12 protein-coding genes and 1 pseudogene are annotated in these 12,948 nt (G+C 68.0%); 4 read left to right on the forward strand and 9 right to left on the reverse strand.

Features of this window, described 5'->3' with window-relative positions; translation table 11 throughout:
* Window positions 1-46: 46 nt before the first annotated feature.
* Window positions 47-418 (reverse strand): hypothetical protein, encoded by a 372-nt coding sequence (locus ACSF9G_RS15345; protein ID WP_436642961.1) that lies wholly within the window; start codon window positions 416-418, stop codon window positions 47-49.
* A 232-nt stretch (window positions 419-650) separates the two neighbouring features.
* On the opposite strand from ACSF9G_RS15345, the gene ACSF9G_RS15350 reads away from it, so the two are divergent.
* Entirely contained in the window at window positions 651-788 is a 138-nt protein-coding gene (locus ACSF9G_RS15350) for a DUF3096 domain-containing protein (RefSeq protein WP_436642962.1), read from the forward strand.
* 25 nt (window positions 789-813) lie between these two features.
* Here ACSF9G_RS15350 and ACSF9G_RS15355 read toward each other — a convergent pair whose 3' ends face one another.
* Complete coding sequence (locus ACSF9G_RS15355) at window positions 814-1,122, reverse strand: hypothetical protein (RefSeq protein ID WP_436642963.1); 309 nt, start codon at window positions 1,120-1,122, stop codon at window positions 814-816.
* Window positions 1,123-1,379: 257 nt separating this feature from the next.
* Between ACSF9G_RS15355 and ppdK the strand changes: the two genes are divergently transcribed.
* Both ppdK and ACSF9G_RS15365 read left to right on the forward strand, forming a co-directional pair.
* Window positions 1,380-4,058 carry a pyruvate, phosphate dikinase gene (gene ppdK, locus ACSF9G_RS15360; RefSeq protein ID WP_436642964.1) on the forward strand — a complete coding sequence of 893 codons (2,679 nt, stop codon included), beginning with the start codon at window positions 1,380-1,382 and terminating at the stop codon, window positions 4,056-4,058.
* Window positions 4,059-4,266: 208 nt separating this feature from the next.
* Window positions 4,267-5,355 (forward strand): cell wall hydrolase, encoded by a 1,089-nt coding sequence (locus ACSF9G_RS15365; protein WP_436642965.1) that lies wholly within the window; start codon window positions 4,267-4,269, stop codon window positions 5,353-5,355.
* A gap of 249 nt (window positions 5,356-5,604) precedes the next feature.
* Here ACSF9G_RS15365 and ACSF9G_RS15370 read toward each other — a convergent pair whose 3' ends face one another.
* The 7 genes and pseudogenes from ACSF9G_RS15370 to ACSF9G_RS15400 all read right to left on the reverse strand — a co-directional run bounded on the left by ACSF9G_RS15370 (window position 5,605) and on the right by ACSF9G_RS15400 (window position 11,478).
* Entirely contained in the window at window positions 5,605-6,207 is a 603-nt protein-coding gene (locus ACSF9G_RS15370) for a cysteine hydrolase family protein (RefSeq protein WP_436642966.1), read from the reverse strand.
* Between the two features lie 28 nt (window positions 6,208-6,235).
* Window positions 6,236-6,652, reverse strand: a complete 417-nt coding sequence (locus ACSF9G_RS15375) for a type II toxin-antitoxin system VapC family toxin (protein WP_436642967.1) — start codon at window positions 6,650-6,652, stop codon at window positions 6,236-6,238.
* On the reverse strand, window positions 6,649-6,900 hold the full coding sequence (locus ACSF9G_RS15380; RefSeq protein ID WP_436642968.1) for a type II toxin-antitoxin system Phd/YefM family antitoxin: 252 nt from the start codon (window positions 6,898-6,900) through the stop codon (window positions 6,649-6,651). Before ACSF9G_RS15380 ends, ACSF9G_RS15375 begins: the two co-directional genes overlap by 4 nt.
* A gap of 45 nt (window positions 6,901-6,945) precedes the next feature.
* Entirely contained in the window at window positions 6,946-7,824 is an 879-nt protein-coding gene (gene nadC, locus ACSF9G_RS15385) for a carboxylating nicotinate-nucleotide diphosphorylase (RefSeq protein WP_436642969.1), read from the reverse strand.
* On the reverse strand, window positions 7,817-9,415 hold the full coding sequence (locus ACSF9G_RS15390; protein WP_436642970.1) for an L-aspartate oxidase: 1,599 nt from the start codon (window positions 9,413-9,415) through the stop codon (window positions 7,817-7,819). Before ACSF9G_RS15390 ends, nadC begins: the two co-directional genes overlap by 8 nt.
* A 102-nt stretch (window positions 9,416-9,517) precedes the next feature.
* Window positions 9,518-10,516, reverse strand: a pseudogene (gene nadA / locus ACSF9G_RS15395) (quinolinate synthase NadA); the annotation flags it as partial.
* A gap of 167 nt (window positions 10,517-10,683) precedes the next feature.
* Window positions 10,684-11,478: a 2-keto-4-pentenoate hydratase gene (locus tag ACSF9G_RS15400; RefSeq protein ID WP_436642971.1), complete on the reverse strand. Its 795-nt coding sequence runs from the start codon at window positions 11,476-11,478 to the stop codon at window positions 10,684-10,686.
* Between the two features lie 186 nt (window positions 11,479-11,664).
* Between ACSF9G_RS15400 and ACSF9G_RS15405 the strand changes: the two genes are divergently transcribed.
* On the forward strand, window positions 11,665-12,897 hold the full coding sequence (locus ACSF9G_RS15405; protein ID WP_436642972.1) for an MFS transporter: 1,233 nt from the start codon (window positions 11,665-11,667) through the stop codon (window positions 12,895-12,897).
* Window positions 12,898-12,948 lie beyond the last annotated feature (51 nt).

Raw genomic sequence — 12,948 nt, forward strand, 5'->3', positions numbered from 1 at the left:
AACCGGAGCGAGCGGGAGATCGGGAGACCCTCGTTTATCGACGCGCTCAGTCCCGCGCCCGGTAGACGATCACCGCGAAGACCGCCATCGCCAGGATGGTGAGGATCGAGCCGGCGATGGCGAAGGGCTCGCCGCTTTCCGGATTGCCGGCGTAGACGATGTAGATGCCGATCGCCATGAGGATGACGCCGGCGTTGGCGAGGAGCCACAGGAGCGTAGACAGTCGCCCGTTGCTGGCGGGATGCATCTTCAGGAACGCGCCGTAAAGGAAGATCGTCACCCAGCCGACGAGATTGATGTGCGCGTGCGTCGGCAACTGTTCGTGGTTGCCCGACGCGGCCATGTGGATGCCGAGCGCCATAGCGATCAGCGCATAGATCACGGATGCCCGGAAGAACCAGGCCGGTGTGATGGACATGAGATTTCCCCCCTCGCGAATTTTGTTTTGATTGTCTCCGCCTTCTACGGTGTCTGGCGGGCGGCGCATTACAGCCGATTCTCCGGGGGATGGAACGCCGGTCTGCCGGGCTGTGGGGAGGCCGTTTTCTATCCACAGGCCCGCCCGCCACGGATGACCGGGCGTCGCCGGGCGGCGTATACGATCGCGGTGTCAGACGTGATTCGTCGCCTACCCGCCGGAGACCAGTCCCATGGAAATCAGTATCGCCAATCCGGAACCGCTCATCGCCCTGATCGCGGGCGTCCTGGTTCTCGTCATGCCGCGCCTCCTGAACTACGTCGTGGCGATCTACCTGATCGCGATCGGCATCCTCGGGCTCGTGTCCTGAGGCGAGGGGCCGGAGTGCCGGCGGTCTATCGGCCTGCCGGCTTGACGTAGGCTGTCCTGGCGGCGGCGACCTGGCCTTCGAAGAACGACACGCAGGCCGCCCGGTCGACCGCCGTCTTGAACCCGCGCACGACGCCGCGGGCGCAGGCGAAGTGGTAGTTGGACGGCAGGTCGAAATATTTCGCGCAGGCGCGCTCGTCGAGCCCGTTGCCGAACCCGCCGATCATCCCCGCCGCGCAGAAGCGCAGGGCCGGCGAAGCGTCGAAGACGTCAGATGCCTGCGCGCCGGCCGCAAGCCCTGCGGAGAGCGCCAGCGTCGCCAAGAGCGTTTTCATGGGTCATCTCCCGCCCGTCCGGTCGGGATTCCCGGCTTGCCGATCGCAACGGGCCGATTCTGGAAGCGCATTCTGTGCGCCAAATGACACTCTGCGCTCCTATGGTTAACAAGCGGTTTACGCGAAATCGCACCGGAATCCCTGGGAATTTCGCACGCGCGACAATCAAACTTCCGTCGCAACATTGAAACATGAGCGGAATTGCGCGATGGGAAGGGCGCCGGAAGCGACCGGTCGGAATGCGGGGATGCTGTAGAATGACGAAATGGGTCTACACCTTCGGCGACGGCAAGGCCGAAGGGGCGGCGGAAATGCGGGAGCTGCTCGGCGGCAAGGGCGCGAACCTGGCCGAGATGTCGAGTCTCGGACTGCCCGTCCCACCTGGCTTCACGATCACCACCGAAGTCTGCACCTGGTACTACGCCAACGGGCAGGCCTTTCCCGATGATCTGGCCGATCAGGTCGCCGCCGCGCTGCAGCATATCGGTTGCATCGTCGGACGCCAGTTCGGCGATGCCGGAGATCCGCTGCTGGTTTCGGTGCGCTCCGGTGCGCGCGCCTCGATGCCCGGCATGATGGACACCGTCCTCAATCTCGGCCTCAACGACGACACCGTCGAGGCGGTTGCGACGCGCGCCGGCGACCGGCGCTTCGCCTACGATTCGTACCGCCGTTTCATCCAGATGTATTCCAACGTCGTGCTCGGCATCGATCACCACAATTTCGAGGATATCCTCGAGGTCTTCAAGGAAAGCAACGGCCACGACCTCGACACCGACCTGTCCGCCGAGGACTGGCAGGAGATCGTCGCGCGCTTCAAGGCCCTGGTCGAGGAACACACCGGAATTCCGTTCCCGCAGAGCCCGGAAATGCAGCTTTGGGGCGCTATCGGCGCGGTGTTTTCCTCCTGGATGAACCAGCGCGCCATCACCTACCGTCGCCTGCATTCGATCCCGGAGAGCTGGGGCACCGCCGTCAACATCCAGGCGATGGTGTTCGGCAACATGGGCGAGAGCTCCGCCACCGGCGTCGCCTTCACCCGCAATCCCTCGACCGGCGAGAACGAGCTCTACGGCGAGTTCCTGGTCAACGCCCAGGGCGAGGACGTGGTCGCCGGCATCCGCACGCCGCAGGATCTGACCGAGAAGGCGCGGCTCGCCTCCGGCTCCGACAAGCCCTCGCTCGAAAGCGTGATGCCCAGGGCCTTCTCCGAGTTCGTGCGCATCTGCGACGTCCTGGAGAAGCACTACCGCGACATGCAGGACGTCGAGTTCACGGTCGAGCAGGACAAGCTGTGGATGCTGCAGACGCGCTCCGGCAAGCGGACCGCCAAGGCCGCATTGCGCATCGCCGTTGAATTGGCCGAGGAAGGCCTGCTGACGAAGGAAGAGGCGGTCCAGCGCGTCGATCCCGTCTCTCTCGACCAGCTCCTGCATCCCACCATCGATCCGAAGGCCGAGCGCCAGGCGATCGCCCGCGGCCTGCCGGCCTCGCCGGGCGCCGCACAGGGTGAGATCGTGTTCGATGCCGACGAGGCCGAGACGCTCAAGAACGAGGGCCGGGCCGTCATCCTGGTGCGCGTCGAGACCAGCCCCGAGGACATTCACGGCATGCACGCCGCCGAGGGCATCCTGACGACGCGCGGCGGCATGACCAGCCACGCGGCAGTGGTCGCCCGCGGCATGGGCAAGCCCTGCGTCTCCGGCGCCGGCACGCTGCGCGTCGATTACGCCGCCGGCACCATGACGGCCGGCGGCACGACGCTGAAGCGCGGCGACGTCATCACCATTGACGGCACCAAGGGCGAGGTTCTGCTCGGCAAGGTGGCGATGCTGCAGCCCGAGCTGTCCGGCGAGTTCGCGAGCCTGATGACCTGGGCGGACGCGGCACGGCGCATGAAGGTGCGCACCAATGCCGAGACGCCGGCCGACGCCCGCACCGCGCGCGAGTTCGGTGCCGAGGGCATCGGGTTGTGCCGCACCGAGCACATGTTCTTCGAGGAAGGCCGCATCATCGCGGTGCGCGAGATGATCCTCGCCGACGATGAAGCCGGCCGCCGGGCCGCGCTCGCCAAGATCCTGCCGATGCAGCGGCAGGACTTCGCCGACCTGTTCGAGATCATGGCCGGCCTGCCGGTCACGATCCGTCTGCTCGATCCGCCGCTGCACGAGTTCCTGCCGCACGAGGACGACGAGCTCGCCGAGGTCGCTGGGACCATCGGCGCCGATATCGAGAAGCTGCGCCGCCGGGTGCAGGAGCTGCACGAGTTCAACCCGATGCTCGGTCATCGCGGCTGCCGGCTCGGCATCACCTATCCCGAGATCTACGAGATGCAGGCACGCGCCATTTTCGAGGCCGCCGCCGAAGCGGCCACGAAGACCGGCAGCCCGGTGACGCCCGAGGTGATGATCCCGCTGATCGCCACCAGCGCCGAACTCGACATGCTGAAGGATCGGATCGTCGCCGTCGCCGAGGCGGTGAATCGCGAGAAGGGCGTGGCGGTCGAATATCAGATCGGCACCATGATCGAGCTGCCGCGCGCCGCGCTGCGTGCCGCCGAGATCGCCGAGACCGCGGAATTCTTCTCGTTCGGCACCAACGACCTGACCCAGACGACGTTCGGCATCAGCCGCGACGATTCGGCCCGTTTCCTGGCCGAATACGTGGAGAAGGGCTTGCTGCCCGCCGATCCCTTCGTGACGCTCGATCAGGACGGTGTCGGCGAATTGGTCCAGATCGCCGCCGAGCGTGGCCGCTCCACCCGGGCCGGCATCAAGCTCGGCATCTGCGGCGAGCATGGCGGCGATCCCGCCTCGATCGGCTTCTGCGAGCAGGTCGGGCTCGACTACGTGTCGTGTTCTCCCTATCGGGTGCCGATCGCCCGCCTCGCCGCCGCGCAGGCCGCGCTCGGCGCGGAGATCGAGCGGGACAAGTAGTCCACGCCCAGACCGGCTGTCGCGCGGGAGGGGCGAAAGCCCCGGTCCCGCTCGATTTCAAGGTTAAGCGAACATAAAGACTTTCGGTTCAAATTCCTCCTTCGTCGGGGACGGAGGGGTCTCCGTATTGGTCAGCAGGATCTGAAGATCGCGGCTATCCCGCGTTCTCGGATACGGGACGCGTTCGACTAACGACGGAGCAGGCGTAGTGCGGCGTATCGCAGCGCTTTCGGGGGGACACCGCGTTCGGAGCTTCGCTCCTTACCTCCTGGCATTGGGTGGATTTCTGGCGTCGACGGTGCAGGCGGCCTATCAGGACGCGGCCGCCGTCGTCGATATCGAGGCCGCCTCGTCGCCGCGCTGGATGGCGACGCTCGTCGCGCAGCCCTACGGTTCCGTCCATGCCGCCAAGGTCGCCCTGCCTTTGCGCGACCAGGACGCGGATTTCGACAAGCCCATCGGTATCAGCCTGTCGAGCCTCGGCGTTCCCTCCGAGACGATCGTCGTGGCGCGTCAGTCCAAGGATGGCGATCCGGTCGTAACCGGTTCCATCGGCGATTCCGGGCAGGAAACCCCGAGCTATCCGGAAGTGGTGCGCGAGACCAAGGGCGACCTGATGATGAGCCGCGCCGGCTTCGGCGAGCGTTTCAAGGTCGATCCCGATGCCGGCGGCATGGTCCGCATCCCCCGCTACGTCATCGAACCGCCGGAACCGGCCGACAAGCCGATGATCCAGTCGTTCCTGAAGGTCGATCCGCCGAAGAACGGCAAGCCGGTCATGGTCGCCTCGCTCGATCCGCAGATCGGCCTGAACCACGTCATCGCCTTCCAGCCGCTGCTCGCCTCTCCGCTCGAGGAGGTCTGGCGCGGCCGCATCGAGATCGACGATTTCGAGCGCGACCGCCATTGCCTGGCGACCGCCGTCTATTTCGAGGCCCGCGGTGAATCCGAGGACGGCCAGCGCGCCGTCGCCCAGGTGGTTCTCAACCGCGTGCTCGACAGCCGCTATCCCAGCACCGTCTGCGGCGTGGTGTTCCAGAACCAGTCCTGGCGCAATCGCTGCCAGTTCTCCTTCGCCTGCGACGGCCGGCCCGAGCGCATAGACGACAAGGGCTCCTGGTCGAAAGCCGTCAAGGTCGCCGAGGATGCGCTCGTCGGCGACTATTTCGACGAGGGCATCGGCGAGGCGACGCACTATCACGCCACCTATGTGCGCCCGCGCTGGAGCCGCTATCTCAAGAAGGTCGAGCGGGTCGGCACCCACATCTTCTATCAGCTCCGCCCCGGCCAGCGCTGAGGCCCGTACTGCGGCCACGGTTCGGGACGGGCGCTGTCGCGCCCACCTCACCATGAGGACCGGGGATCGGGAGAGCCAGCCGGGATTGGAAGCCTTATCCTGAGGAGCGCCAGGGGCGCGTCTCGAAGGACGGCCAGGGCCGGTATCCTGCGAGCCGGGCGGGCAGATCGTTCTACAGTTCTATGCCGCCGTAGCAGACCGGGCACGTGGTATCGCACCAGACCGTCGGGGCAGGCGGCATCGCCGCCCCTAGTCGGGAACGTCGCTCGCCTTCGCCGCCACCACAGCGAACCGGTCGGCAAGCGCGGCCAGCGTCGCATCATGCACCGTCTTCGCCGACACCGGCGCCGCGCCCGTCGCCGAGGGCAGGTCGCGGGTGGCGCAGGCCGAGGCGACCACCGTCGAGAACAGGCCGTGATCGACCGCCGCGCGCACCGTGGCGCTGACGCACATATGCGTCATGAACCCGGCCACCACGAGCTGCTTGACGCCAAGCGCGTCGATCGTCTCCTTGAGGTCCGTCCCGGCGAAGGAATTCGGCAGGCTCTTGCCGATGATTGTCTCGCCCGAAAGCGGCGTCAGCAGGTCGACGATCTGGCCGGCGCGGCCCTCCGCGTCGAACAGGCCGCCGGGCCGTCCGAGATGGCGCACGTGGATGACCGGCCGACCCGCCGCGCGCGTCCGTTCCAGGAGCGTGCCGATCTCGTCGAGCGCCGGCTGGATGCCGGGCAGGGCCAGCGTGCCGTCGAGATACTCGTTCTGGGCGTCGACGATGACGAGGGCCGCCTGCGACAGCGGGGCGGGGGTGAGATTGGCGCCGGCGAGGGCGAGCAGGGTCGTGGGAGCGGTCATGGGAGCGTCCTTCTTCGCGTCTCAGGGGTCAGATCAGATTTACCCCAGCCTTACCGGCGGCCTGGCGGAGGGCCTTGTCGAGGCTCGCTAGGGCACACTTCCGACGCAGCGCCAGGTCGAGATAGGCAGCGTCATAGACGGTGAGGCCGCACTCGGCGGCAAGCGCAATGGTATTGCGCCAGGCGCAATACGCGCTTTCTCCATCAATCTCGATCGGCAAGTCGGCGAGAGCCGTAAGCGCGGCTGCGCGGGTAGCGGAATCGATGCGGTTCCGGCGCTCCACCATCAGCAGCCCGTTGGCGACTTCGTGGCGCCACAGCACCGGCACCACCGCGCCACGGGTCGCGACGTCGGTCAGGGCACGGGCGGAGGCCGGATCGAGGTTTTCGTCCAGAACCCAGGCAAGCGTCACCGAGGCATCGAGGACGAACGGGCCGGCACTCACCGGCGGCCCTCGTCGATCCAGGACTTGATTTCCTCGGGTGTGATCCGCGGTCCGGGGATACGCGCGGCGATTTCTCGAAGTCTATCGGCCGCGACGTGCGCCATCGCGACGGCGGCCTCGTCACGGATCGGAACCAGCCGCGCGACCGGTTTCCCCCGATGGGTAATGGTGATTTCCTCCCCGCCGCGCGCCCGCGCGAGAAGCTGGGAGAAATGCGTCTTGGCATCGAACGCGCTGACTTCCGCCATGGCAGCCTCGCATGATCGGAATTTCTAACTGGTCTATAATCTAGTCTATTCGAAATCGAGGCCCAGGTCGAGGACGGGAGCGGAGTGGGTCAGGGCGCCGACGGATATGAGGTCGACGCCGGTCTCGGCGATGGCGCGCACGCTGTCGAGGTCGACCCGGCCGGACGCCTCGGTGATCGCCTTGCCCGCCGAACGGGCGACGGCCTCGCGCATGGTCGCGGCGTCCATGTTGTCGAGCATGATGATGTCGGCGCCGGCCGACAGGGCTTCGTCCAGTTCGGCCAGGCTCGTCACCTCCACCTCGATGCGCACCATGTGGCCGGCATGGGCGCGCGCCGCCGCCACCGCCTTGCCAATGCCGCCGGCGGCGACGACATGGTTGTCCTTGATCAGCACCGCGTCGAACAGGCCGAACCGGTGATTGCGTCCGCCGCCGCATCTGACCGCGTATTTCTGCAGCGCGCGCAGGCCCGGCATGGTCTTGCGGGTGCAGACGATCTGCGCGTTGGTGCCGTCGACCGCATCGACGAAGCGGCGGGTCAGGGTCGCGATGCCGCTGAGGTGGCACAGGAAGTTGAGTGCCACCCGCTCGCCCGACAGGACGGCGCGCGCCGGCCCGTCTATCGCCGCGACCGGCGTCCCGGCCTCCACCCGGTCGCCGTCGGCGACGAGCGCGGTGAAGGCGATCAGCGGGTTCGCCTGGGCGAAGGCTTCGCGGGCGATGTCGAGGCCGGCGATGGTGCCCGGCTTGCGCGCGCCGATCGTGCCCCGGGCAGTGGCGTCGGCGGCAATCGTCGCCGCTGAGGTGATGTCGCCGGCAAGGCCGAAATCCTCGGCGAGCGCGCGGGAAACCGCCTCGACGACGAGGCCGCGCGGCGGCGCGTCGGGGCCAGCCTCGCTTCGCGGGGAAATGTCTTCAGGCATAGGTGCTCTCGCTGGCTGGAACCGCGGTGCGCGCGACCGTCTCGACGGAACGCAGGGTGAAGATGCTGCGTTTCGCCTGGGCCGGATCGGCCTCGGGGAAATCGGAGCGGAAATGCGCGCCGCGGCTTTCGGTGCGCAACAAGGCGGCCCCGGCGATCAGCCGCGCCGTGGTGATCATGTTGCGGAAGCCGTAGGACGGGCCGCCCTGCCGCTCCAGGTCGGCGATGTCGCCGAGCGCCGCCACCAGGCCATCGTGATCGCGCACGACGCCGACATCGTCGCTCATCCTCCGGCGCAGCCGCGCGATCGCGGCGCTCTCCAGGAACAGCCCCGGTCCCTCCGCGTCGGAGACGACCTCGGGCGGCGGCATCGGCTGCGGCGCGGGATAGATGGCGCGGATGTCCTCGGCCACCCGTGCCGCGAAGACGACGGCCTCCAGCAGCGAGTTGGAGGCGAGCCGGTTGGCTCCGTGTGCCCCGGTCGAGGCGGCCTCGCCGCAGGCCCACAGCCCGTCGATGCTGGTGCGCCCGTTGGCGTCGGTCAGGACCCCGCCCATGTGGTAGTGCGCCGCCGGGGCGATCGGGATCGGCGCGCTCGCCGGATCGATGCCCGCCGCCGCGCAGGCCTTGTAGACGTTCGGGAACGCGTCTTCGAACCGCTCGCCGATTGCGCGGCGGCAATCGAGGAAGGCGCCGCGCCCCGCCTGTATCTCCGCGAACACGGCGCGGGCGACGATGTCGCGCGGGGCGAGTTCGGCATCGGGGTGGAGGTCGGCCAGGAACCGCGCGCCGGCCGCGTTGATCAAGCTCGCGCCTTCTCCGCGCAGCGCCTCGGTCGCCAGCGGTGCCGGATCCTGGCCGACATCCATCGCGGTTGGATGGAACTGCACGAACTCGGTATCGGCGATCAGCGCGCCCGCGCGCGCGGCGATCGCAACGCCCTGGCCGCGCGCCTGCAGCGGGTTGGTCGTCACCGCGTAAAGCGCCCCGACGCCGCCGGTCGCCAGCACCACGGCGCGGGCGGCGAGGCGTATTTCCGGCGGTCCCGCGTCCGCGTCCGTGGCGATCGCGATCAGGCCGGCAACGCGGCCACCGTCCCTGGTCAGGTCTTCCACCGAATAGTTCTCGATCACCCGGATCGACGGCGTCTCGCGCACGGCCCGGATGAGGGCGGCCATCATTTCCTGGCCGGCGAGGTCGCCGCGCACGCGCACGATGCGCCGCTCGCCGTGGGCGGCCTCCCGCGACAGGATCGGATTGCCCGCGTTGCCGCGGTCGAAGGGCACGCCGTAGTCGATGAGGTCGTGGATCCGCTCCGGCCCGGCACCGGTCATCAGCCGGGCGATGCGGGCGTCGACGATGCCGTCGCCGGCGGCGATGGTGTCTTCGGCGTGTTTGTCGGGCGTGTCTCCGGGGCCGACGGCGGCGGCGATACCGCCCTGCGCCCAGGCCGACGCCGCGCCTTCGCCGAGCCGCGCGCCGGTGATCAGCGTCACCGGCCGTGGCGCCATCTTCAGCGCGCAGAACAGCCCGGCGAGCCCCCCGCCGACGATGACGACATCGTCAGTGACGGCAATGCCGCTGTCGCTCATGTCGGCTGGCATCGTGATCCGCCCCACACCGCGCGACCTTCTATTCCGGAGGAACGACCATCCGCCGTCTTCAACGTCAGGCCGTCCTTCAACGTCCGGCCGTCATGTCTTCAGATCGATCATCCGCTGCACCGACGCCCGCGCGCGCGTCGCGATCTCCGGATCGATCGTCACTTCCTCGCGCATGTTGACGAGCGAGTCGAGAATCTTCGGCAACGTGATCCGCTTCATGTGTGGACAGAGGTTGCAGGGCCGCACGAAGGTGACGCCCGGCGTCTCCGCGGCGACGTTGTCGGCCATCGAGCATTCGGTGACCATCATCACCTTGTCCGGGCGCTCGGACTTCACCCAGTCGATGAGCTTCGCCGTCGAGCCGGTGAAATCGGCCTCCGCCAGCACGTCCGGCGGGCATTCGGGATGGGCGATGATGCGGATCGCCGGATCGGCGTCGCGATAGGCCTTCAGCTCCGCGCCGGTGAAGCGCTCGTGCACCTCGCAATGGCCCTTCCAGGTGATGATCTCGACGTCCGTCTGCGAGCGCACATAGGCCGCCAGATATTCGTCGGGCAGGAAGATCACGCGGTCCGCGCCCAGCGACTCCACCACCGCGACCGCGTTCGAGGAGGTGCAGCAGATGTCGATCTCCGCCTTCACGTCCGCCGACGTGTTGACATAGGCGACGACCGGTACGCCCGGATAGGTCTCGCGCAGAGCGCGCACGTCCGCGCCGGTGATCGAGGAGGCGAGCGAGCAGCCGGCGCGCAGGTCGGGGATCAGCACCGTCTTCTCGGGATTGAGCAGCTTCGACGTCTCGGCCATGAAGTGCACGCCGCACTGGACGATGATGTCGGCGTCGGCCTTCGTCGCCTCGATGGCGAGCTGCAGCGAGTCGCCGGCGACATCGGCGACGCAATGGAAGATTTCCGGCGTCATGTAGTTGTGCGCCAGGATCACCGCCCCGCGCTCGCGCTTCAGGTCGTTGATCGCCTTGATATAGGGCGCGTGGAAGGGCCACTCGATCGGCGGGATCACGGTGGCGACACGCTCGTAGAGCGCGGCGGTCTCGCGGGCGATCTCAGGCGTGTAGGCGAGGGACGGCATGGATTGTGAAGGCATTGATTTCGAGAGATTTTCTTGCATGGGTTTGACTATAAACGTGTTTCGCGGCACGACCCAAGGGCGAAAAAAGGCGATATCCATGCCCCGGTTGTCGTCGCCCGCCGGCGGCGCACAGACCATACGATGGCGCGCCGGCGTTCGCCCCGCGCTTACGGCTCGAACGTGACCGCGACCCGCCCGAGCGGTCCGTAGTCGCCCGAAACCGTGGTCCCGGCCGCCGCCGGCACGACGCCCAGGCAGGTGCCCGTGGACACCCAGTCGCCGGGCCTCAAGCCATTCCCGCGCAGCGCCAGCGCGTTGGCCAACCAGGCGAGCGCTTTCAGCGGATGGCCGAGGACGTTGCGCCCGTGCCCGGCGTTGGTCTGCTGGCCGTCGACGTGCCCGCGGACCTCGGCCGCGGCGAGATCGGCGTCCTGCCAGTCCATGATCGCCGGTCCGTGCACGAAGGCGACATTGAGGGCGAAATCGGCGATCGCCTCGGTAACCCCCGGAAACGCGTCGCCGCGCGTGCGCCGGCCGACGATCTCCAGCGCGGGATGGCACGACATGACGAGGGCGGCAACGGAGGTCGCGTCGTAGTCGGCCTTGCCCGCGGGCTGTTTCGTGCCGATCCGGAAGGCGAACTCGCATTCGACGCCGAGCGTGCCGGGCGCGTAGGGGATCGTCGCGCCGTCGGCGTGGATGCGCGGGGCGAACAGCGGCCCGAGGAACGGCCCGTCGCAGCCCATGATCGTCTGCGCCTCCGGGCTGGTCGCGCCGATCTTCCAGCCGGCGACCGGCTCGCCCATCGCCTGCGTCGCGATCTCGCCGATGCGCTCTGCGGTCTCGGCGTCCGCCGGCGGCCAGTTGCCGGCCGCCGCCACGGCGCCCGGATCGATCGGCTGCCCCTCCAGGCGCGCGTCCGCCAGCGCCAGACCCAGCGCGGTTTCGCTTTCCGCTGTCATCGGCCAGTCCTTTCGTATGCAGTCCGCCGACTATATTGCAGATACAACTAGTCATCAGCGGATTCGATGGGTGCCATGATAAAAATGCATTGGGCGCGTCATTGGAAGCTGGCTATTTTCGAAAAACCGAAATCCGGGGACAAGTCCGTGACCGCCATGCGGCCGCGGTAGGGGCGAGGCTGCATCGTGAGTCGATTTTCCGCGCAATCCGAAGCGAAGTCCGGCTGGGTCGGTCTCGCGGTCGTCATCGTCTGTGGCGGCCTGATCTCGATGCTCGCCTTCGGGCCGCGCTCCGCGATGGGCCTGTTCCTGGCGCCCTTGTCCGAGACGCGCGGCTGGAGCCGCGAGGTCTTCGCCCTGGCGCTTGCCGTGCAGAACATGGTCTGGGGCCTCGGTCAGCCGCTGTTCGGCGCCATTGCCGACCGTTGGGGCGAGGCGCGCGTCATGGTGGCCGGGGCGCTGCTCTATGCGGCCGGTCTGGCCTTGACCGCGCATGCCGAGACGCCGCTGATGCTCAATCTGGCCGCCGGTGTCCTGATCGGCCTGGGCATTTCCGGCTCGGCCTTCGCGCTGGTCATCTCCGCCTTCGGCAAGCTGGTTCCGGCCGAAAGCCGGTCCTGGGCCTTCGGCATCGGCATGGCGGCGGGGTCGGCCGGCCAGTTCGTCTTCGCGCCGCTCGGCCAGGCCTTCATCGCCTTCTACGGCTGGCAGCAGGCGCTCTACGCCTTCTCCGTCATCATGCTGGTCGTGCCGTTCCTGGCGATCGGCCTGCGCGCGCCTGCCGGCGGCCACAAGGCGGAGGTGTCCGAGCAGACCTTCAAGGCCGCGCTGTCGGAAGCCTTCGGCCACCGCAGCTACGTCCTGCTGACCATCGGCTTCCTGGTCTGCGGCTTCCAGGTGGCCTTCATCACCGTGCATCTGCCCGCCTACCTGAACGACATGGGGCTCGACCCGAGCTGGGGCGGCTGGTCGCTTGCGGTGGTCGGCCTCTTCAACGTCATCGGCGCCTATTCGGCCGGCGTCATGGGCGGCCGCATCAACAAGCGCTCGATCCTGTGCTGGATCTACGTGCTGCGCGCGCTGGCCATCGCCGCCTTCATCCTGATACCCGTCAGCCCGGCGAGCGTGCTGGTCTTCTCCGCCGTCATCGGCGTGCTGTGGCTCTCCACCGTGCCGCCCACCTCGGGCCTCGTCGCCACGATGTTCGGGCCCAAATACATGGGCACGCTGTTCGGCATCGTCTTCCTGTCCCATCAGGTCGGCTCGTTCCTGGGGATCTGGCTCGGCGGCGTCTTCTACGAGGTCTACGGCAGCTACGACGTCTTCTGGTGGCTCGCCATTGTCGCCGGACTCGCCGCCGCGCTGGTGCACTACCCGATTCGCGAGGTCCCGGTGGCCCGCCTACAGCCGGCCGAATGACGGCTCGCCCTTGCCCCGCCGCGCCCCGACGCGCTACTAGGGCTGCATCAA

Source organism: Microbaculum mangrovi (assembly GCF_051390635.1).
Lineage (GTDB): Bacteria > Pseudomonadota > Alphaproteobacteria > Rhizobiales > Tepidamorphaceae > Microbaculum.